This is a genomic window from Chryseobacterium carnipullorum (genome assembly GCF_003815695.1).
GTDB classification, from domain to species: domain Bacteria; phylum Bacteroidota; class Bacteroidia; order Flavobacteriales; family Weeksellaceae; genus Chryseobacterium; species Chryseobacterium carnipullorum.
In genome coordinates, this window is the sequence record NZ_CP033920.1 from 1,284,118 (window position 1) to 1,304,203 (window position 20,086).

20 protein-coding genes are annotated in these 20,086 nt (G+C 38.8%); 6 read left to right on the forward strand and 14 right to left on the reverse strand.

Features of this window, described 5'->3' with window-relative positions; translation table 11 throughout:
* Nucleotides 1-41: 41 nt before the first annotated feature.
* The 9 genes from EG346_RS05925 to EG346_RS05965 all read right to left on the reverse strand — a co-directional run bounded on the left by EG346_RS05925 (nt 42) and on the right by EG346_RS05965 (nt 9,767).
* On the reverse strand, nt 42-1,715 hold the full coding sequence (locus tag EG346_RS05925; protein ID WP_123877333.1) for an NADPH-dependent assimilatory sulfite reductase hemoprotein subunit: 1,674 nt from the start codon (nt 1,713-1,715) through the stop codon (nt 42-44).
* An 18-nt stretch (nt 1,716-1,733) separates the two neighbouring features.
* On the reverse strand, nt 1,734-3,440 hold the full coding sequence (locus tag EG346_RS05930; RefSeq protein ID WP_123877336.1) for a diflavin oxidoreductase: 1,707 nt from the start codon (nt 3,438-3,440) through the stop codon (nt 1,734-1,736).
* Nucleotides 3,430-4,275, reverse strand: a complete 846-nt coding sequence (gene cobA / locus EG346_RS05935; RefSeq protein WP_123877339.1) for a uroporphyrinogen-III C-methyltransferase — start codon at nt 4,273-4,275, stop codon at nt 3,430-3,432. The genes EG346_RS05930 and cobA overlap by 11 nt, the downstream gene beginning before the upstream one ends.
* Nucleotides 4,276-4,300: 25 nt before the next feature.
* Complete coding sequence (cysK, locus tag EG346_RS05940; RefSeq protein WP_073328249.1) at nt 4,301-5,212, reverse strand: cysteine synthase A; 912 nt, start codon at nt 5,210-5,212, stop codon at nt 4,301-4,303.
* Nucleotides 5,213-5,436: 224 nt separating this feature from the next.
* A complete protein-coding gene (gene epsC / locus EG346_RS05945; protein ID WP_123877344.1) occupies nt 5,437-6,267 on the reverse strand; it encodes a serine O-acetyltransferase EpsC in 831 nt (276 codons plus the stop codon).
* Nucleotides 6,268-6,270: 3 nt separating this feature from the next.
* Nucleotides 6,271-7,509 (reverse strand): sulfate adenylyltransferase subunit CysN, encoded by a 1,239-nt coding sequence (locus EG346_RS05950; RefSeq protein WP_123877347.1) that lies wholly within the window; start codon nt 7,507-7,509, stop codon nt 6,271-6,273.
* Nucleotides 7,510-7,633: 124 nt separating this feature from the next.
* Nucleotides 7,634-8,542: a sulfate adenylyltransferase subunit CysD gene (gene cysD, locus EG346_RS05955; RefSeq protein ID WP_123877349.1), complete on the reverse strand. Its 909-nt coding sequence runs from the start codon at nt 8,540-8,542 to the stop codon at nt 7,634-7,636.
* Nucleotides 8,543-8,552: 10 nt separating this feature from the next.
* A complete protein-coding gene (locus EG346_RS05960; RefSeq protein ID WP_123877352.1) occupies nt 8,553-9,266 on the reverse strand; it encodes a phosphoadenylyl-sulfate reductase in 714 nt (237 codons plus the stop codon).
* Nucleotides 9,267-9,350: 84 nt separating this feature from the next.
* Nucleotides 9,351-9,767 (reverse strand): RrF2 family transcriptional regulator, encoded by a 417-nt coding sequence (locus tag EG346_RS05965; RefSeq protein WP_073328259.1) that lies wholly within the window; start codon nt 9,765-9,767, stop codon nt 9,351-9,353.
* A gap of 157 nt (nt 9,768-9,924) precedes the next feature.
* On the opposite strand from EG346_RS05965, the gene pepT reads away from it, so the two are divergent.
* The 6 genes from pepT to EG346_RS05995 all read left to right on the forward strand — a co-directional run bounded on the left by pepT (nt 9,925) and on the right by EG346_RS05995 (nt 14,743).
* Nucleotides 9,925-11,172 (forward strand): peptidase T, encoded by a 1,248-nt coding sequence (gene pepT / locus EG346_RS05970; protein WP_123877355.1) that lies wholly within the window; start codon nt 9,925-9,927, stop codon nt 11,170-11,172.
* A 5-nt stretch (nt 11,173-11,177) separates the two neighbouring features.
* The gene (locus EG346_RS05975) at nt 11,178-11,747 is read left to right on the forward strand and encodes an energy transducer TonB (RefSeq protein ID WP_123877357.1); all 570 of its coding nucleotides are present in this window, start codon (nt 11,178-11,180) and stop codon (nt 11,745-11,747) included.
* Between the two features lie 149 nt (nt 11,748-11,896).
* On the forward strand, nt 11,897-12,133 hold the full coding sequence (locus EG346_RS05980) for a hypothetical protein (RefSeq protein WP_123877360.1): 237 nt from the start codon (nt 11,897-11,899) through the stop codon (nt 12,131-12,133).
* Between the two features lie 150 nt (nt 12,134-12,283).
* A complete protein-coding gene (locus EG346_RS05985; protein WP_123877363.1) occupies nt 12,284-12,880 on the forward strand; it encodes a porin family protein in 597 nt (198 codons plus the stop codon).
* Between the two features lie 77 nt (nt 12,881-12,957).
* Nucleotides 12,958-14,019 carry a sensor histidine kinase gene (locus tag EG346_RS05990; RefSeq protein ID WP_123877366.1) on the forward strand — a complete coding sequence of 354 codons (1,062 nt, stop codon included), beginning with the start codon at nt 12,958-12,960 and terminating at the stop codon, nt 14,017-14,019.
* Nucleotides 14,009-14,743, forward strand: coding sequence for a LytR/AlgR family response regulator transcription factor (locus EG346_RS05995; protein WP_123877369.1), 735 nt, complete (start codon nt 14,009-14,011; stop codon nt 14,741-14,743). Before EG346_RS05990 ends, EG346_RS05995 begins: the two co-directional genes overlap by 11 nt.
* 149 nt (nt 14,744-14,892) lie before the next feature.
* Here EG346_RS05995 and EG346_RS06000 read toward each other — a convergent pair whose 3' ends face one another.
* The 5 genes from EG346_RS06000 to EG346_RS06020 all read right to left on the reverse strand — a co-directional run bounded on the left by EG346_RS06000 (nt 14,893) and on the right by EG346_RS06020 (nt 20,053).
* A complete protein-coding gene (locus EG346_RS06000; RefSeq protein ID WP_123877372.1) occupies nt 14,893-15,795 on the reverse strand; it encodes a DUF6268 family outer membrane beta-barrel protein in 903 nt (300 codons plus the stop codon).
* A 154-nt stretch (nt 15,796-15,949) separates the two neighbouring features.
* On the reverse strand, nt 15,950-17,140 hold the full coding sequence (locus tag EG346_RS06005; protein ID WP_123877375.1) for a multidrug effflux MFS transporter: 1,191 nt from the start codon (nt 17,138-17,140) through the stop codon (nt 15,950-15,952).
* 180 nt (nt 17,141-17,320) lie between these two features.
* On the reverse strand, nt 17,321-18,139 hold the full coding sequence (locus EG346_RS06010) for a helix-turn-helix domain-containing protein (protein WP_123877378.1): 819 nt from the start codon (nt 18,137-18,139) through the stop codon (nt 17,321-17,323).
* Nucleotides 18,140-18,519: 380 nt separating this feature from the next.
* Entirely contained in the window at nt 18,520-19,221 is a 702-nt protein-coding gene (locus tag EG346_RS06015; protein WP_123877381.1) for a hypothetical protein, read from the reverse strand.
* 151 nt (nt 19,222-19,372) lie between these two features.
* Nucleotides 19,373-20,053 (reverse strand): hypothetical protein, encoded by a 681-nt coding sequence (locus EG346_RS06020; protein ID WP_123877384.1) that lies wholly within the window; start codon nt 20,051-20,053, stop codon nt 19,373-19,375.
* Between the last annotated feature and the right edge of the window lie 33 nt (nt 20,054-20,086).

Genomic DNA, 20,086 nt, shown 5'->3' on the forward strand with positions numbered 1-20,086 from the left:
AGCAGCTTTTTTGTTCCGGTAAAAAGAGTTGATCATATTTTTCATTTTATGGTTTGTAGATATCGATATGAGAAATCACCAAAGGTTTCTTCTGAATATCTGCCTTCAGAATAGATTCCGAAAAGCTCATCAAGCGTTTCAAGGATTTCTTCTTCGCCAATGTTTTCTTTAAATTTTGTATTGAGGCGCATTCCCAGTCTGTCACCACCGATATGCAGGTTGTACTTTCCGTAAGCTGTGCCTACCAGTCCGATTTCGGCATTTGGTGACCTTCCGCAGCCGTTCGGGCAGCCGGTCATTCTGATGGTAATATCTTCGTTCTGAAGTCCGTACTTTTTCAGCACAGGTTCTATTTTGGTGACTAAAACCGGCAGGTAGCGCTGTCCTTCCGCCAAAGCGAGTGAACAGGTATTTAATGCAACACAGGCCACAGAATTTTTACGCAGTGCGCTGACCTCATCCGTATATCCGGAAATTCCATGCTCTTTAAGAATCTCCTCAATTTCACCTTTATCCTGTTCATGAATATCAGAAAGAATAAGATTCTGATTGCAGGTAAAGCGGAAATTCACTTTCCCTGTCTCCGCAATTTTTAAAAGCCCTGATTTTAAGGGATAACCTTCGATATCAAGGATTCTTCCATGCTCTACAAAAACGGTATAAAACCACTTCCCTTCATGATTCTGTACCCAACCATAGCGGTCTTTTCGCTGTTCAAACTTAAACTCCCGCGCAGGTTCAAAGGCAAAACCACACCTTTTTTCGACTTCAGTCCTGTACCCTTCGATACCAAGCTTGTCTATGGTATATTTTAATCTTGATAATTTTCTGTCGCTTCTGTTTCCGAAGTCACGCTGTACAGTGATAATTTCATACACTGCTTTCAACGCTTTTTCTTCTGTGTCTACAAAACCTAGAAGAGAAGCCAGCCTCGCATACGTTGCATCATTTCCATGAGTGGCGCCAAGTCCTCCTCCTGCCGCGATATTATAGCCTACAATTTGATTATTTTCAATGATGGCAATCAGAGCAATATCATTAATAAAAACATCCACGTCATTATTGGGAGGAATAGCAATTCCAATTTTCAGTTTTCTCGGGAGATATCGGTCCTGATACAGAGGGTCTTCTTCTGTTTTTCTGTCAATGACCAATTCATCATCGATCCACAGATCATAATAAGATTTCGTTTTCGGAAGACACATTTCACTGATCTTTCCGGCTAATTCATAGATCTGCTGATGCAATGGTGATTCGGAAGGATTTGAGGTACAGGTGACATTTCTGTTCACGTCCCCGCAGGCCGCAATGGAATCCAGATGCTGAAGATTGAAGTTCTGGATGGTAGGTTTCACATGAGATTTTAAAATCCCGTGCAGCTGAATGGTCTGGCGCGTGGTAATTTTGATCACTCCCGTGGAATGGTTTTCTGCAATTTCATGAAGCCCAGCCCATTGTCCAGAAGTTAAAAAGCCTCCCGGAAGTCTCAACCGGATCATATAGGAATACAGCCATTCCAGCTTTTTGGCGACTCTTTCCTCACGTCTGTCCCTGTCATCCTGCTGGTACATTCCATGGAACTTGATGAGGGTTTGGTCATCTTCTCTGATGGCTCCCGTAAAATCATCTGAAAGGCTTTCTTTTAAAGTTCCCCTGAGCCCGTTGCTGCCGGTTTTTATTCTTTCTACCGGCGAAAGGTTATTCTTATCTGTCATATCGTATCCTTTTATGATTTAATACACATCTTTTACATATCTGCCACTGAGTTCCAGTTCTTCCAAGTAGTTTTGAGCTTCTTCCAGACTTTGTTTTCCTTTATCCTGAATAATGTTCAGAATGGTTTTCTCCACATCTTTACTCATGGGTTCTCTGGCTCCGCAAACGTACAATGATGCTCCGCTTTCCAGCCAGTGATAAACTTCCTGGGCCTTTTGCTCCAGTTTGTGCTGTACATATATTTTTTCGGCGGTATCTCTGGAAAAAGCAAGATCCAGATGGGTCAGAGTCCCGGTTTTAAGAAAATCCTGTAGTTCGGCCTGATAAAGGAAATCCGAAACAAATGTCCGGTCACCGAAGAAAAGCCAGTTCCTGCCTTCTGCTCCTACTGCATCTCTTTCGTAAAGGAAAGATCTGAAAGGCGCAATCCCAGTTCCGGGACCAATCATAATAATATCTTTATCCGGTTGGGGAAGTCTGAAATGTTTGGCTTCCTGAATATAAAATTCAATGGTTTCTCCTTCTTTAAATTCAGCCAGGAAACCGCTGCACAGTCCATTTTGTTTTTTATCATGAATGAAAAACTCAGATTTGGCTACCGTAATATGAATTTCGGTATCCCCGTGTGCTTCCAATGACGAAGAAACAGAATATAAACGTGGGGACTGACCCGTCAGAACCGGGATGATCTGTTCAAATTCATCTGCATTTTTTACCGGATAGATTCTAAGCAATTCCAGAAGGCTTAATCTTACTTCAGGAATAGGATGTCCTGTAATTTCTGCATATTGAGCGACTGTTGTTTTAAGCAGATAACTGATGTTAAGATGTTTGTACAGCAAGTCTTGCACGCTGGCTGTAATTTTTGTTGTTTTAATCTGCTTTTCAGGATCAATTCCGGTCAAGCTAATTATTTCCTCCACGTCATTTTTTGAGTTGAAGGCTATAACTCCCAATGCATCGCCAGGATTATAGACAAGAGGCTCTTCCGTTTCTATTTCTATATGGTAGGTTTCTTTGTCGGAATCTATATCGTTGAGGTTGATGATTGTTGAAATCTTTCCCTGATATTTTTTTCGTCCCGTTGATATTTTTGTAGCAACTGTACTGTTCTGGCTGCTTTCTTTGGTTTTGTTAACGACATCCAGGATGTGTTCTGCCCAGGTATGAGCTTCCTTTTCATAATCAATATCACATTTTTTCAGAGGAAGGATTCGCTGCGCCCCGAGCACTTCAAAACGGAAATCGATGTCTTCACCTGTTTTGCAGAACAAGGGATAGCTGCTGTCTCCAAGAGCTAGAACGCCAAATTTCAAATTACTGATGTTCAAATCATTTTCATGAATGTGATCATAAAATTTCTTCGCAAGAATGGGTGGATCGCCTTCTCCCTGAGTACTGATAATGAGAAAGAAAAAATCTTCTTTTGCGAGATCTTTCGGTTTGTATTGGGAAAGGTCTGCCAGTTTCACCTGCACTCCTTTTTTCTTAATGATTCCCGCAAGTTCTACCGCGAGTTTCTTGCTGTTTCCGGTTTCTGTTCCATAGGCTAGCGTAATTTTCTTTGGAGAAGTCGTTTCTGAATTGACTTCCGGAGAAAAAGATCCGGCTGAAGACGAGAATCCCGCAAGACCGGCCAAAAAACCGCTGGCCCAGACCGCTTCGTCTCTTGAAAAACCACCTGATATTTCTTTAAGGGCATTTAATTTAGTTTCAGACAGCATATTCTAATATATTTTGAGGGTTGGACACTAAGCTTCCGTTCGTTACAGATTTAAAGTAAATCCCTTCCTGAATAGGTGTTTCAAGCCATGAAAACTCATCGTGCAGGGTCACTACTTTTCCAATAACCACTAATGACGGAGATACAAAGTCTTTCTTTCCTAAGTTTTCATGAAAATCTTCAAAAGACGAGGTATATATTTTTTGATAAGGCGTAGTCGCCTGCTCGATAACAGCGATCTTTTTGTCTTCAGAGGTACCTAATGCTAAAAATTTCTCTACCAGACCATTCAGATTTCCTTTTGACATATAAAAAACAAGCGTATCCTCGGATGTTCCAAGTTCTTTCCAATAGGCATCACTCAGAATTTCTGTTTTATAATAAGTCAGAAAGCGGACGGAGGTAGCATATCCTCTTGCAGTTAAAGGTATTCCGGCATAGGCCGCTGCTCCTGAAGCTGCTGTAATTCCGGGGATTATTTCAAATGTCAGGTGATGCTCTTTTAAAGCTTTCAATTCATCCAAAACATTGGAGAAAAAGGAGATATCTCCACCCTTAAGTCGTACGACTGTTTTTCCCTGAGAAGCATACTCTACTATTAATGCATTGATCCGGGACTGCGGTGTAGAAGCATTTTTACTGCATTCTTTTCCTACATAGATGATGTCGGGGTTTTTATTGGCGTAGCGTTCCAATATCTCAGGACTTACAAGACGGTCACATAAAATGATATCGGCGGCGGCAATGGCTTTTACAGCTTTTACCGTGATGAGATCAGGGTCGCCGGGTCCTGCACCGACAAGGTAAACCTTTGGTGTGCTATTGAATTCTTTCATTTTTAAATCTTCTTATTAGTGGTCTCTAGAAAAGTCCTTCGATGGACAGGTATCTTTCGCCGGTGTCATAATTAATGGTCAGAATAGTAGATCCGGCCGGAATTTCAGGAAGTTTTTTGGCAACTGCAGCTAAAGCGGCTCCGGTAGAGATTCCTACAAAAAGTCCTTCTTTTTTTGCGGCTTCCTTCGTGAATTCATAGGCTTCGTCTTTACTGATCTGAATAATTTCGTCTAAGAGTCCGGTATCAAGAATTGAAGGAACAAATCCGGCTCCCAAGCCCTGCAGAGGATGCGGAGCGGGAGATCCTCCACTTAGTACGGGAGAGAGTTCCGGCTCTACAGCAATCACTTTGATATTGGGGAATTTCTGTTTCAGCACTTGCGCAATCCCGGTAATATGACCTCCTGTTCCTACCCCTGTAATCAGGTAGTCCAGTCCTTCGGGAAAGTCTTTCAGGATTTCCTGAGCGGTGGTTTCAACATGTACTTTCACGTTGGCAGGATTGTCAAACTGTCTGGGAATCCATGAATTTGGAGTTTCTTTAGCCAGTTCTTCTGCTTTTTCAATCGCCCCCTTCATTCCTTTTTCTCTTGGAGTGAGAACGAATTCTGCTCCATAAGATTCCATAATTTTTCGGCGTTCCAAACTCATACTTTCCGGCATCACAAGAATCAGCTTATAGTTTTTTACGGCAGCTACCAGGGCAAGTCCAATCCCTGTATTTCCGCTGGTAGGTTCTATAATAACGCTGTCTTTGTTCAATACTCCTTTGGATTCAGCATCCTCAATCATGCTTAAAGCAATTCTGTCCTTGATGCTTCCGCCGGGATTGGCTTTCTCCAGTTTGATCCAGATTTCATTTTCTGTACCGAAGAGTTTATTAATTTTTACTACCGGGGTATTTCCGATGGTTTCTAGTGTGTTTTGGAACTTCATACCGATTCAATTTTATGTTGTTACTGATGTGATGATATTGTTAGCTTTAAAATATTCGTTCTATTATTTTTTGAACCATTAAGGCGGATTAAGTTGTTAAGAGCATTAAGCAAATATCCCGGGATATTTATTAAGCTGGATTAATACAGTAATGCGAAACTTAATTTTCTAAAAACCTTCATGCTTCTTAATGGTTTAAATTCGTTTTTTATTATTCTAAAATGTTAAATCACAAAGGTTAAAGATTCGGGAAGCGTTCCGTTATCTTTTATTTTTATTTCACTTTTATTATAGACCAGAGAGCTGGAAGGAACATTCTGTGTGATCCAGACATTTCCTCCAATGATGCTGTCTCTGCCAATGGTAGTATTCCCTCCCAGAATAGTAGCCCCGGAATAGATAATGACATGGTCTTCAATATTGGGGTGCCTTTTTTCATTGGCTTTATCCTTTGAAACATGTAAAGCTCCAAGTGTTACACCCTGATAGAGTTTTACATGATTGCCGATGACGGTCGTTTCCCCGATCACAATTCCGGTTCCGTGATCAATAAAGAAATGTTTTCCAATGACCGCGCCCGGATGAATATCAATTCCGGTTCTGCTGTGGGCATATTCTGAGATTACCCTAGGCAGGATTCTTATCTTTTGAATCCAGAGCTGGTGGGAAATTCTATATACATACGTCGCAAAAAAGCCTGGGTATGAGAGGAGTATTTCTTCCAGAGATTCCGTCGCAGGATCGAATTCTAAAATAGATTCAGCATCCAGAATCAGACTATTGTAAAGCTCTGGCAATACATGAAAGAAATGATCGGCCTGCTTCTCCGCGAAAACCTCATCCTCCGACGTGTTTTTGATCAGCTCAAAAAGAATTTCATGTAGCTCTTCAAACTCGATATAAATCTGGTTTTCAGCATGGATTTCCTGCGAAAGAAACAGAACATTATAGAGGTTATTGACAAAGTTTTCCATATTACCCTTATCAAAGAATCCTCTGGAACTCGTCTGTTTTTTTTCAAGAATTTTCTTAATAAATTGATCTGAAACTTTCATCTTCTATTGAATTATGCATGCTGCAACGGTAGCATTAGAGGTTTCATCGACCAGAATAGCTGATCCTGTTTTTTTATTACTTACAAAATCATCAAATACAAGAGGCTGTGCCGTTCTTATGGTTACTTTTGCAATTTCGTTAAGTTTTATTTCACCTTCAGACGCTTCTTTTTCCAATGTATTGACATTGATCTTATAATCTACATGTTTTACAACTGCTTTCAGCTGTCTGCTGTGGTGCTGTATCAGATATTTATTGCCCGGCTGCAATGCTTTATGATCGAGCCAGCAAAGTAATACTTCCACTTCTTTTTCAACTGAAGGAAGTTCTTCTGCCGCAGCGAATACATCTCCTCTGCTAATATCGATATCGTCTGTGACCTGAATTAAGACCGGTTGCCCCTCAAAGGCTTGCTGAACCTCGACTCCATTCACTTCTATAGCTGCAATTTCAGTAATCATTCCTGCCGGAAGTACTGCTATTTTATCTCCTTTCTGAAAACTTCCGCTGATGATCTGTCCGGCATATCCACGGTAATCATGCAGTTCCTCAGTCTGAGGCCGGATGACGTACTGTACCTGGAAGCGGCTGCCGCTGTTTTGCTCCTGATCAAGCTGTATTTCTTCAAGATATTCCAGAAGGGAACTTCCCTGATACCATGCTGTAGCAGATGACAAGGACACAATATTATCTCCTTTCAATGCAGAAATAGGGAAATAGGTAACATCATCTAACCCAAGACCTTCTGCCATTTTAGCATACTCTGCTTTTATGGTTTCAAAAACATCTTCCGAATAGTCTACCATGTCCATTTTGTTGATCGCAACGGCTACTTTTTTCAGTTTCAGCAATGAAGCAATAATGGAATGTCTTCTGGTCTGCTCAATAACTCCTTTACGGGCATCAATGAGAATGACCATGAGGTCTGAATTAGAAGCTCCGGTAATCATGTTTCGTGTGTACTGAACGTGCCCCGGAGCATCTGCAATAATAAATTTTCTTTTTGATGTCGAAAAGTATCGGTAAGCGACATCAATCGTGATTCCCTGTTCTCTTTCTGCACGGAGCCCATCCGTTAAAAGAGCCAGATCTACCCCATCATCATTTTTGTTTTTAGAGTGTTTTTCCAGAACTTCCAGCTGGTCCTGCAAAATGCTTTTGCTATCGTAAAGCAGTCTTCCGATGAGGGTACTTTTCCCATCATCTACACTTCCTGCTGTTATTAATCTTAATATATCCACGAGTTTTTTGTTATAAATGATTAATGATGATTGATTAATGATGAGCAATAAGTAATGGGTAATTTATTTACTATTAATGTTCTACAAATTGCATTATTACTAACTCCTCATTGTTCATCCCTTATTAAAAGTAGCCTCCTTTTTTACGGTCTTCCATGGCGGCCTCGGTTACCCGGTCATCAATTCTGGTTTCACCTCTTTCCGATATCCTGGTGGCCACAATTTCTTCAATCACTCTATCTACTGTTGATGCTTCAGATTCAACTGCCGCCGTACAGGTCATATCTCCTACGGTCCGATAGCGTATCCTTTTTATGGTGACGATATCGTCCTCTTCCAGTGCAGCGTGTTCAGAATTGGCAATCCACTGTCCGTTAAGATCTACCACTTCTCTTTCGTGCGAAAAGTAAATGGAAGGCAAGGCTATATTTTCCCGTCGGATATAGTTCCAGACATCAAGTTCTGTCCAGTTGCTGATGGGGAATACTCTTACATTTTCTCCTTTGTGAATTTTTCCATTAAAGATATTCGACAACTCGGGGCGTTGAAGCTTGGGATCCCATTGTCCGAATTCATCACGAACAGAGAATATTCTTTCTTTTGCACGGGCTTTTTCTTCGTCTCTTCGTGCTCCACCGATGCACGCATCAAACTCGAATTCTTCAATTGTGTCAAGAAGAGTAAAGGTTTGCAGCCAGTTCCGGCTTGGAAATTTCCCTTTAGGCTCTGTCAGTTTTTTTTTGTTAATGGTATCTTCCACTTTTCTTACCACCAGATCTACATCCAATTCGGCAGCAAGCTGATCTCTGAAGCTTAAAACTTCCGGAAAGTTGTGTCCGGTATCCACATGAACAAACTTGAAGGGAATTTTTCCATAGGGAAATGCTTTTGCGGCCAGATGCGCCAGTACAATACTATCTTTTCCTCCGCTGAACAATAAAGCCGGACGTTCAAACTGTCCAGCCACTTCCCGTAAAATGTAGATGGATTCAGCTTCTAACTGATCTAAATAGTTTAAATGATATAATGACATATTTTATTTTTTATTGATGAACATGTAAGCCGCATTCTTTCTTATCAGCATCTTCCCACCACCATCGGCCGGCTCTGAAATCTTCGCCTTCTTTAATCGCTCTTGTACAGGGTTCACATCCGATGCTTACAAATCCTTTTTTGTGAAGGTGATTGTAAGGAAGGTGATTCGTTTTAACATAATCTGCAACCTGTTCTGTGGTCCAGTGAAGGATGGGATGAAATTTGATGATCTGATGATCCGGATCCCATTCCAGCTGCGGCATTTCTTTTCTGCCTGCGGAATGTTCAGACCTTAATCCTGTGATCCAAACCTTATATCCATTAAGTGCTTTTTTCAAAGGAATAACTTTTCGGATATTGCAGCAGGCTTTTCTCTGTTCTACAGATTGATAAAAGGAATCGGGTCCGTTTTCTGAAACAAATTGCTGCAGTGATTCCGGATCCGGATAATAGGCCTTAATATTCTTTTTGAAGAATGCTCTGGAGGAAGTCCAGGTTTCATAGGTTTGCTCAAAAAGTCTTCCTGTATCGAGGGTGAAAATATCAATATTCAGGTTTTTTATGAGATGAGTCACGACCTGATCTTCATAACTGAAGCTGGTAGAAAAGATGACTTCACCAGGGAACCGGCTGGCAAGAATTTCTAAAAAACCATCATTGAAAGCACCTTCAGAGGCCTTTTCAAACAATTCATAGAATTCTATTTTCAGGGTATTTTCCATTTGCAATTGAAATTAACTCCTGCAAATATATATAAATCCTATTTATCCTACCAAATTAGTAGGATATAAAAATTAAAAAAAATTTCAGCTGTTTTTTATAAAAGAAGTAAGGGTCGCTTCCATCATGCTTTTTCTTGTCTTTTCTCTGACGATCATGAGTTCATTTCTGAGATAGCATGTTGCCTCATCGACGCAATCATCGCAAGGTTCATAAAAATTTAAAGATATACATGGAGTCAGGGCAATCGGCCCTTCGAAAATACGGTAAATATCTGCCAACGAAACATCGTCAGGTGACTTCAGGAGATAATATCCGCCAGCGGTTCCTTGTTTGCTGTTGACCAACTTGGCTCTTTTTAGTTCAAGAAGGATCTGTTCTAAAAATTTTTTGGAAATATTCTCATCCTGTGCAATAACAGCCGTTGACAAAAATCCCTGATTGTAGTTTCTTGCCAATCTAACCATTGCTTTTAAAGCATATTTGCAACGTTTGGACATCATAATTCACGCAAGTTATGATAATTTATTTGATTAACGAAATTGCAGTTTGAGATTAAAAAAATGAATCTCCTTTAACGACTGAAAATGCACCAGAAAGATATCCTAAATTCCAGATTTGAAAAATTTACATTGTATATTTGTTGGAAATTTATGATCGATGAGTATAATAGAATTCAACCCATTGTGGAAAGAGAAATTACTGAACCGTTTTCTTACGTATGTAAAAATATATTCAACAAGTGATGCTGAAAGCGAAGCAACCCCTTCTACTCCGAGACAGTGGGATATTGCCAACCATATTGCTGAGGAACTCAAAACAATTGGTTTAGAAAATGTTTCCATTGATGAACATGGCTATATTATGGGATATGTTCCTTCTAATGTAGAAAATGATAAGAGGCCAACCATAGGTTTTATTTCGCATTATGATACTTCTCCTGATTTTAGCGGAGAAAATGTAAAACCGCAGATTTGGGAAAACTATGACGGAGGTGATCTTGTTTTAAATGAAACAACAGGATTTACCCTATCATCCTCAAAATTTGAAAGTTTAAAACAATATACGGGGCAAACACTGATTACTACAGACGGAAACACCCTTCTTGGCGCAGATGATAAAGCAGGATGTGCAGAAATTGTAACGGCTGCTGAATATCTTATCGCCCACCCGGAAATCAAGCATGGAAGAATTGCTGTAGGATTTACTCCGGATGAAGAAATCGGAAGAGGTGCCCATAAATTTGATGTCGTTAAATTCGGTGCAGAATGGGCGTATACCATGGATGGTAGTGAAGTTGGAGAACTGGAATATGAAAACTTTAATGCAGCAGGAGCGGTGGTAAAAATCCACGGATTGAGTGTTCACCCGGGTTATGCTTACGGAAAGATGGTCAATGCGGGTCTTTTAGCCGCTGAATTTATCCAAATGCTTCCGGCGAATGAAACTCCGGCTACGACTAAAGGTTTTGATGGATTTTATCATTTAATGGATATTACGGCTGATATTTCTGAGGCAAAACTTCACTATATCATTCGTGATCATGATGAGGTAAAGTATGAAGCCAGAAAAAAATTCATGGAGGAGAAAGTCGCTGAATTCAACCAAAAACATGGCGAAGGCACTGCGGAAGTGGAGATTAAAGAGCAATACAGAAATATGAAGCAGCAGTTTGAAGGAAAAATGCATATCATCGATCTTGCTGCAAAAGCGATGAAAGAAGCGAATATTGAGCCTAAAATCAAAGCCATCAGAGGAGGAACAGACGGAGCTCAGTTATCCTATATGGGACTGCCTTGTCCTAATATTTTTGCCGGAGGAATGAATTTCCACGGACCTTACGAATATGTAGCGCTTGAAAGCATGGAAAAAGCAGTTGAAGTGATCCTTAATATTGTAAAAGCTTAATTCTGATGAAAAAACTTTCAGCATTAGCATTTATTTTGATTTTTTCTTTCAGCAGTGCTCAGGTATCTGAATTCCAGAAAGCTGATTCCCGTTATGAAAGAAAAATAAAGTCACTGTACAGGAAATATCCGAAGCCTAATGATGAAAGGACTAAACAGGAGTGGCTTCTTACTGAAGAAAAAATATCCGCCTATAAAAATGCATTAGAAAAAATTTCAGAGGAAGAAAAGAAAATGATAACGGATGTTCCACCTCCTGTGGTACCTAAAATCACCAAGGAAGCAGCGTATGAAACCGGAAAAGCTTCTTTCCAGAAACTTTTAACCGAAGCTGTGGATCTTACTTTTCTGAATTTTGCAGTTAATCCTTATAAGATCAATTTAAAATTTACTTTAGACCCGAAGGGGAATGCTTCTCAGGTAAAGGTAAAGGGTAACAATGAAGATGTGAATGCATTTATAGAGGCCGCTTTTTACCGGATCAGGGACAAAGGAAAATGGAAACCCGCCGAATCGAACGGGCGACCTGTTCTCTCTGTGGTCAACCTTCCTTTACAATTAAATTTCAGTAAATAAAACAGATCAACCCATTGCAGATGCAGTGGGTTGTTTCTTTTGTGTTGGGCCCCTTATTTCTCACACTGATGAAAAATGGTTATTTTTTTTGATTATATTTACCTATACATCAAACTATTAACTTACAAAATCAATTGATTATGGGAAAAATGAAAAAACTATTAAGAAAGGACCTCTCTACAATCCTTGGGGCAGGTATCAATGGTTGCCATATGAATGGCGACTCTGCTTACTGCTGGACGGATTGTGAATGTGCATTTGGAAGGGCTTGTGAGATGGATGATGACGGGAATCCGGGAAGATGTGTTTCCGCAGGCGGCGGCGGTGGAAATCCTGGCGGTGGCGGATGTAATCCTCCTTCTATTTGTGAAGAACAACCTTTTTAACAGACATTCATCGGAAGTACCCTCTTCCGATTTTTTTTGTTTTTCAGCTAAAAAAGAGATTCTTGTCAAAGCATCTGTGCTGTTCATCAAATAAAGTTTTATCCGGCTTCTGATCGTTGTTTTTTTGCATGAAATTATTAAAAGCAATTTATGAAACAGCAGTTTTTAGCATTAAGCTCATTTTTATTATGCATCACGTGTTCCGTAGAAACCCGTGCGCAACAAACCCAAACTTTCCACATCGGGATAAAAGGGGGTGCCAACTTTACAAAAACCTCAACAGAATCCTCAGCACTGGAAGGGAAATATGGCTTCGGTTATCAAGGGGGAATGATAACCCGAATGGATATTGGAAGTCTTTATGTACAGGGAGAGGCATTATTCAACAAAAGAAAGACATCGTATGACACGAAGGACGGAACTTCAGCAAAACTAAGCTGGAATTCTGTGGACATTCCGGTGGTTATTGGTTATAAATTCTTCAACACCAAAGATTTTAATGTAAGAGCGTTTGCAGGGGGCGTATACAGCTATGCCTTTAAGAACAATCTTTCCACATCAAAAGCCCTGCAGGAAGGTTTTAAAAGCTTTGACAAATCGAATATCGGAATCACGGGAGGTATAGGTGTAGATTATAAAAATTTCACGGCAGACCTAAGGTATGAAACGGGACTTTCAAGCATCAGCAGGGAATTTAAATCTAAACCACACAGCTTTACGTTGGGGATTGGATATTTCTTATTCTAAAAACTTAAATTATCTTTACGTGTTAGAAACTGCGACCTGCAGTTTCTAATTTTTTATAAATTACCTTACCCTTCTTCATGACAAAACCATTTATTTTAAGAGAATATATTTTTGTTAGTCTTTTCTGGCTTGTTTTTGCGGCGGCTGTGTACATCAACTTTCAGGCTAATTCTGACAAACCTTCAGCTGTATTTCAAACCATTACTCTTGTCATTGCTTCTTTTATTTTCACTCATTTTCTTACGACAAGACTCCTTCCTCATGCTTTGCGGGCAAAAAAGATGAAACTATTTCTGATTCAGGCAACAGGCGTTATTCTTTTACTGAGCTTTATCTATTCTTTGATATTCACATATATTGAAGTCAGCTCCAAGAACGAGCTTCCTCACGATTTTGTTAATCATCTTCCTTTTTTATGGAAAGGATTCTACCTGGCCCTTCCCGCGTCTTTTCTTATCAACGGATCAGCCTGTGGGATCAAATTTTATCAGGAACACGGAAGAATAGAACGGGATCATATCCTGCTGCAACAGGCTCATCTGGAAAACCAGCTTAAATTACTGCAAGATCAGATCAACCCCCATGTGGTTTTCAACATTCTGAATCATATTCATATTCTGATGAAGACAGATACCCAACTTGCCGATTATCTGCTGCTCAAATTCTCTGATATTTTACGGTATCAGCTTTATCATTGCAGTCAAAATCTTGTCCCGCTCGGTCAGGATATTGATCATCTTCAAAATCTTGTGGAAGTGGAAAAATTAAGATGGGGCAATGAGCTTGAGGTGAGTGCAGATTGGAACATAGGAAATAAAAGATTATCTATTGCTCCTCTCCTGCTGGTTCCTTTCATTGAAAATGCCTTCAAGTATGTCTGCAGACTACCCGGACACAAGGGTTATGTAAAGATTTCCTGCATGGAAAAAGACCGTTTTCTTTTCTTTTATGTTGAAAACTGCTATTCAGAATTGGCCCTCCATAAAAAGAAAGAAGGCGCTGGTGGAATCGGTCTGCACAATGTACAAAAACGTTTAAAATTACAGTATCCGGATGCTCATGAGCTTACCATCCAGACAGACCATAATGTATACAAAGTCACTTTAACCTTACAATTATCCGACAATAATGAGCAGTAATATTCCCAAAATGAAATGCTTAATTACCGATGATGAGCCTTTGGCCAGATTTCATCTTAAAGAATTAGCCGACCAGATCGACTTTTTATCGGTTGAAGATACTTGCGCAACGGCATTGGAAGCGGGTACAATAGTCAAGGAGAAGGAAATTGATCTTCTTTTTCTGGATATCAATATGCCGTACTTAACCGGCCTTGAATTTCTTGAACAGCTTGAAAATCCTCCTTTATGCATTCTTACGACCGCGTATTCCGAATATGCTTTGGAAGGTTACCGGCTTCAGGTTGTAGATTATCTTCTGAAACCGATTGCTTTTAATCGCTTTTATCAGGCGGTCAATAAGGCGCAGCAGCAGTTTATTGTGTCTGAAAAGATGAAGAAAAATTCTGCTTTTGATGATCCCTATCTGTATGTAAGGCAATCCGATAGTTTTGTCAAAGTGTCCTGGGTAGATATTCTATATATTGAAAGTATGCAGAACTATACGAAGCTTCATTTTAAAGATAAATCTCTGGTGATCCATCAAACAATGAAAGCGATTGAAGAGTCCCTGCCCTCTGAGCATTTTTTCAGGATCCATAAATCTTTCCTGATCAATATTACCCATATCGATATGATCTCCGGCGGACGTCTGTTCATTAATAAAACTGAGCTTCCTATTTCCCGTAGCCGAAAGGAGGAACTGCTCAATCAGGTGGTGTATAAGAAGCTTATTAGCAAATAGAAAGGAAAAGGGAAGCTGGGAAACTGTCGAAAATTAAATGACTTTCTTTTCATTTCCATCTACAAGGATGCTAATAATCAACAGACTAAAAGCAATTAATTGTCGGATAGTCACTTCCATCTTCCTGCTCCCAGATTCCATCTGTGCTCTTAAGGCAAGTTCCACCTCAAAGATATCGCGGCATAAAATGTACTGGCAAATTTAGGGTCTGCTATTTTTTTGTCTTTGAAAATACTTTTAATTTTTCTGTCATTCTCACTGAAACTTCTCAGCAGGGCTGTTCCGCCTGTTAGACGAAGGCTGAGTTTATCATTCAGCTTTAGTTCCGGTCTTATTCCCGCTGTGATCTGCTGGTAGCCCAATAACATGGATTTTCCGTCTTTATTTCTTTCTACGGTCATACCGCTGAGGTTGACGACTGCCTTCAGAGCAAATTTGTCTGAAAAAAGGTAACCTGCTTCCATTCCTTCCGGGAAATTGATATTAAATTTAATTTTTCCGTTGGTTTTCCAATCGAAATAAATCCACGGCAAGATCATTGGAACCCCGAAAGCAGTCGTCAGTACAGGACCTCCTCCCAGGGCAAGATTTGGATTAAAATGTCTGATAAACAAGATTCCACCCTGTCCCAGAATATCGTCAGAACTTATTTGCTCAAGATCCGTGTAAACGCCTACTGCCGCAGTCATCATCATGCTCCATTTTTTTCCTAACGGCCTCATGTGCTGGATTCCGACCTGGGCATTAAACATCTGATCAGGAAAAAGCTGTCTTTCGTAGTCTTTATGCGTCATTTTCGCATAAGATCCACTCAACAGAAGTGACCAGGCTTTTATTCTTCCATTGCTGTCTTTTTTCATTGATAACGGAATACTGAGATTAAGATCCGCTCTTTTAAAATTGCTCTTAGAATTTGTTTTTGTACTGTCTTCAGGACGGATGTAACTGGAGAAAGGAATATATTCTGTTTTAAGCTCTCCGGATATTCCGGACTGTGCACTGACATAACATCCAAACAATCCGCAAACGGCTGCCAAAAGATTTCTCTTCATAATTTAAATTTTTATGCAAAGAGATTCCTTTGGAAGGGGTTTACAAAAATTACTTGATTAAGTGTCGGGATGGTATGACCAAACGGGGAAATGACAGGATTATATCACCCGAATAACATCCGATTTTATATTAAACAACTTTTAAATGTTCATGTTATACAGAAGCATTTTTATTTTTAAATGAACGGTAAGCAAACCAAACGGCAATTAATGCAATGCCTGCACGTAAAATAACCATCGGCATGATGGAGTCTGCCTCTAAAAACCCCGCCAGTCCTGAAAGTAAGAAAGTAACCATTAACTGCATAAATCCCATCACAGCGGCCGCCGTACCACGTCCTTCTTTAAAAGGCGACAAAGCATGAGCTGAAGTAATAGGGAATAAAATTCCGATAGCTAACAATGACAGATACAGCATCATAATTTCCAGCGCTACTGAAAGATTTTCTGCAGCAATAAGGATATGCAGACTGCATACGATCAACAATATAAGGGTAGCTGCTAATAAAAGCTTTGTATCGCTTATTCTCTTTACTAATTTAGGCGTAATATATGCCGCAGTTATTAAGGCTAATGAATTAAAGCCAAATATCAGACTGAAAGTTCCGCTGGAGAACCCGTGAAGTTTCATAAATAAAAACGGGGCATTAGAAATATAAATGATCAGGGAAGCGAAGGCGATACTTCCAATCATTGTGCTGTTGATAAACTCTTTATTGGAAAGTATTGCTTTGAGGTGATCCTTTAATCCTTTTTCATCTTCAGAATGATCAGAAAGTGTCATTCTTGCATTGGTTTCGGGAACGTATTTATATACCATTAACAGGGTTAAAAGGCCCATTATGCTCAAAAAAGCAAATGAGCTGTTCCATCCCCAGAATTTGAGAAATACACTTCCCAACAGCGGAGCAACAATCGGGGCTATTCCACTGATCTGGGACTGCTGGGAAAAAATGGCTACAGATTTTTGTCTGTCGTACAGGTCAATAACGATGGCCCTTCCGATTACAATACCCGCACTTCCACCAAACGCCTGAAGAAAACGCATCGCCCAAAGCACGTAAATGTTTTCTGTAAAAAATATGGCTGTAGCCCCTACAATGAAGAGGAAAAGGCCACAGTATAGCATGGGTTTACGCCCTGTTCTGTCAGACAAAGGTCCCCAAAGTAACTGTCCGAAGGCAAATCCTGCAAAAAACACAGAAATTGAAATCTGAATATGTCCGATATCGGTTTGGAAAATCTGGGCCATGCTCGGAAAAGCAGGCAGATAAAGGTCTATACTCAGTGATTCCAGGGTGTTGAGCAGTGCCAGAATAAACACTACGATACTTAAGTTTCTCATAAAGGGGTTCAATCATTAAACGACCACACAGATCGTTTTTTCTCCATGCAAAATTCCGGTAAAAAACAAAGCGTTTCAATATAAGAACTGAAGGAACACCAGCACAAACTGAGGATTACATTTTATGATTTTTATGAAAACTTATTATTCTAGAATGAATTTAAAAGAACTTTCTGAAGATTAAGTTTTTCCTTCTTTAAATCCCTCCGGATTCCGGCCAGTCTGCTTTTTAAAGAAACGCGAGAAATAAGAAGCGTCACTGAATCCTAATTTAAAAGCAATTTCTTTAATGGTTAACGCCCCAAAGCTAAGTTCTCTTTTAGCTTCCAAAATAAGTCTCTGAGCAATCATTTTTTTCACTGTCGTTCCTCTGGAAAGGCGTACAATATCATTCAGATGATGAGCACTTACTTTGATCTGATCTGCATAGAAACGGGTCTCTCTCTGGACAATATAATGCTCTTCTATTAAGCTTACCAACTTCTGGATGCGCTGTCTATCATTAATTGAAGGATCCTGTTTCCCTATCTGTTCTGTGATAATGAGGCAGAATGCCTTCAGATAGGCTTTTAATAATTCGATCCTTGATGCGCCTTTATATTCTTCTTCCATAAGTGAGATAATGGTATTGCAGGTTTCTGCGCTTTGAGGATCTAATGAAAAGGGGCAGCTTCCCACAGTAAGAATTGTTTCGATGTCACAGACTTCTTTAAATATTTCCCTGCTCACAGCCAATACATAGCCTTTTTCACCCCTCAGTTTCATATTGAATACCTGTCCGGGTGCGATGATGCAGATCTGATTGTTTTTAAGGAAATGACTTTCAAAATCCAGTTCTAAACTGCTATTTTCCCTGACATGACTAAACCAAATGATCTCAAAGAAATTATGCCTGTGAACATCATTAAAATTTTCCGGATGTCCAGTATCAAGTGTCATCAGCTGAAACTGTTCAGAGGTGAGATGGTGGACGGGGATATTTTTTTCTGATGGATTCATCGGTCAGTTTTTTAGGGTAAACAAAAACCTTAGCAAAGAAATACTGGGATGTCTGTTGATTAGCTTTTTGATTGTTTTTTATAAATGTAGAAAATTTATTTGCTTTATGAAAAGATCAGCACCTTTTAAATTTCGACCATTTTACCCGTCCCTGCCTACGAGAGCATACTTCGCATAAAGGATTCTCAAGAAGCTACCAAAACTTACCTTACAAAGAAAAAATTTAAAGACTTCTTTAATAAAAATGTTGCTGCATTATAAAACAATAAACCCTCGCAATTTGCGAGGGTTTATTGTTTATCCCTTGTCACGAGCGAGACGCTCGCGCCAGCGGGGGTTCTTCTTCTAAATTTCATGAGAAAAAAGAAAAGAGCCGGAAATTAAGAAGTTAACAATATCGTATAATCTTCTATTTCCCAATAATTATCATGCAATCTTAGTTTAAATACAGCATTTCTATGGAAATAATTTTTTATACGATGGTCAACAAATACTAATGCTCTTTTTTTAGAAGGATCGAATACAATCTCTGAAAAATAGACAACACCTATCTCACATTCATTTGTATGTTTATCATACTCTGCCAGATCTAGGACTTTTGCGGTACACAAATTAAATTGATTTGCTTTTATAGAACTTCGTGTACTTAATTTTTTAATAATATCTGTATTACTGGAAAATTCTTTTAAAAGCTCCTTCCTACTTTTTATGTAATTTATATGAGCTTCGGGATGACCTGTAATAAAATTTTTACTACCTGTAGCAAAATCTGTATTTTTATTTTTAGTAGAATCTATATACAAATTGCAAAATTTTTCAGGATGATTAAAAATTTCGTTGTGCGCTTTTGTCTTCTCTTCGATATATAAATCATCATCATGAACTCTTAAACTATCAAAATATCTTTTTTCACCTAAATAATCTTCTCTAAAAAAATAAGGTATCAACTGATCTGTTAAATCATTATATAGTTTTACATTAATATCGGTAGATTGGCTTACACATTTTTTCATTTCCTCCTTACAATTCGTAATTAATAAAGAGGGTAATAAAATCATAACTATTTTAGTTTTAAAATTCATACTATTTGGAAATTTTAGATTAATAACATCCTCTTATTCGCAAATTATCTTTCGGTTTTTTATAAATATCTAAAAAAACCTCGCAATTTGCAAGGGTTTCTTCTTTATCTACAAGCACGAGCGAGACGCTCGCGCTATCGGGTGCCGGAAGTTAGGAAGTTGACACTAACATAGAATCTTCTATTTCCCAATAATTATCATTATTCAATCTTAGTTCAAATACAGCATTTCTATGGAAATAATTTTTTATACGATGGTCAACAAAAACTAATGCTCTTCTTTTAGAAGGATCAAATACAATCTCTGAAAAATATACTACTCCTATCTCACATTCATTTGTATGTTTATCATACTCTACCAAATCTAGGACCTTTGCGGTACACAAATTAAATTGATTTGCTTTTATAGAACTTCGTATGCTTAAATTTTTAATATCTGGATTATTAGAAAAGTCTTTAAAAGAATCCTTCGTTCTTTTTATGCGTCTTAAATAAACTTCGGTATTATGTGTCCAGAAATATGTATTTTTATTTTTAGTAGAATCTATATACAAATTGCAAAATTTTTCAGGATGATTAAAAAGTTCGTTGTGCGCTTTTGTCTTCTCTTCGATATATAAATCATCATCATGAACTCTTAAACTATCAAAATATCTTTTTTCACCTAAATAATCTTCTCTAAAAAAATAAGGCATCAACTGATCTGTTAAATCATTATATAGTTTTACATTAGTATCGGTTGATTGACTTACACATTTTTTCATTTCCTCCTTACAATTCGTAATTAATAAAGAGGATAATAAAATCATAACTATTTTAGTTTTAAAATTCATACTATTTGGAAATTTTAGATTAATAACATCCTC

What these genes read in the sequence shown, in the direction of transcription:
- EG346_RS05925 (WP_123877333.1), bottom strand. Translation starts at nt 1,715, where the DNA reads ATGACAGATAAGAATAACCTTTCGCCGGTAGAAAGAATAAAAACCGGC.
- EG346_RS05930 (WP_123877336.1), bottom strand. Translation starts at nt 3,440, where the DNA reads ATGCTGTCTGAAACTAAATTAAATGCCCTTAAAGAAATATCAGGTGGT.
- cobA (WP_123877339.1), bottom strand. Translation starts at nt 4,275, where the DNA reads ATGAAAGAATTCAATAGCACACCAAAGGTTTACCTTGTCGGTGCAGGA.
- cysK (WP_073328249.1), bottom strand. Translation starts at nt 5,212, where the DNA reads ATGAAGTTCCAAAACACACTAGAAACCATCGGAAATACCCCGGTAGTA.
- epsC (WP_123877344.1), bottom strand. Translation starts at nt 6,267, where the DNA reads ATGAAAGTTTCAGATCAATTTATTAAGAAAATTCTTGAAAAAAAACAG.
- cysD (WP_123877349.1), bottom strand. Translation starts at nt 8,542, where the DNA reads ATGTCATTATATCATTTAAACTATTTAGATCAGTTAGAAGCTGAATCC.
- EG346_RS05960 (WP_123877352.1), bottom strand. Translation starts at nt 9,266, where the DNA reads ATGGAAAATACCCTGAAAATAGAATTCTATGAATTGTTTGAAAAGGCC.
- EG346_RS05965 (WP_073328259.1), bottom strand. Translation starts at nt 9,767, where the DNA reads ATGATGTCCAAACGTTGCAAATATGCTTTAAAAGCAATGGTTAGATTG.
- pepT (WP_123877355.1), top strand. Translation starts at nt 9,925, where the DNA reads ATGAGTATAATAGAATTCAACCCATTGTGGAAAGAGAAATTACTGAAC.
- EG346_RS05975 (WP_123877357.1), top strand. Translation starts at nt 11,178, where the DNA reads ATGAAAAAACTTTCAGCATTAGCATTTATTTTGATTTTTTCTTTCAGC.
- EG346_RS05980 (WP_123877360.1), top strand. Translation starts at nt 11,897, where the DNA reads ATGAAAAAACTATTAAGAAAGGACCTCTCTACAATCCTTGGGGCAGGT.
- EG346_RS05985 (WP_123877363.1), top strand. Translation starts at nt 12,284, where the DNA reads ATGAAACAGCAGTTTTTAGCATTAAGCTCATTTTTATTATGCATCACG.
- EG346_RS05990 (WP_123877366.1), top strand. Translation starts at nt 12,958, where the DNA reads ATGACAAAACCATTTATTTTAAGAGAATATATTTTTGTTAGTCTTTTC.
- EG346_RS05995 (WP_123877369.1), top strand. Translation starts at nt 14,009, where the DNA reads ATGAGCAGTAATATTCCCAAAATGAAATGCTTAATTACCGATGATGAG.
- EG346_RS06000 (WP_123877372.1), bottom strand. Translation starts at nt 15,795, where the DNA reads ATGAAGAGAAATCTTTTGGCAGCCGTTTGCGGATTGTTTGGATGTTAT.
- EG346_RS06005 (WP_123877375.1), bottom strand. Translation starts at nt 17,140, where the DNA reads ATGAGAAACTTAAGTATCGTAGTGTTTATTCTGGCACTGCTCAACACC.
- EG346_RS06010 (WP_123877378.1), bottom strand. Translation starts at nt 18,139, where the DNA reads ATGAATCCATCAGAAAAAAATATCCCCGTCCACCATCTCACCTCTGAA.
- EG346_RS06015 (WP_123877381.1), bottom strand. Translation starts at nt 19,221, where the DNA reads ATGAATTTTAAAACTAAAATAGTTATGATTTTATTACCCTCTTTATTA.
- EG346_RS06020 (WP_123877384.1), bottom strand. Translation starts at nt 20,053, where the DNA reads ATGAATTTTAAAACTAAAATAGTTATGATTTTATTATCCTCTTTATTA.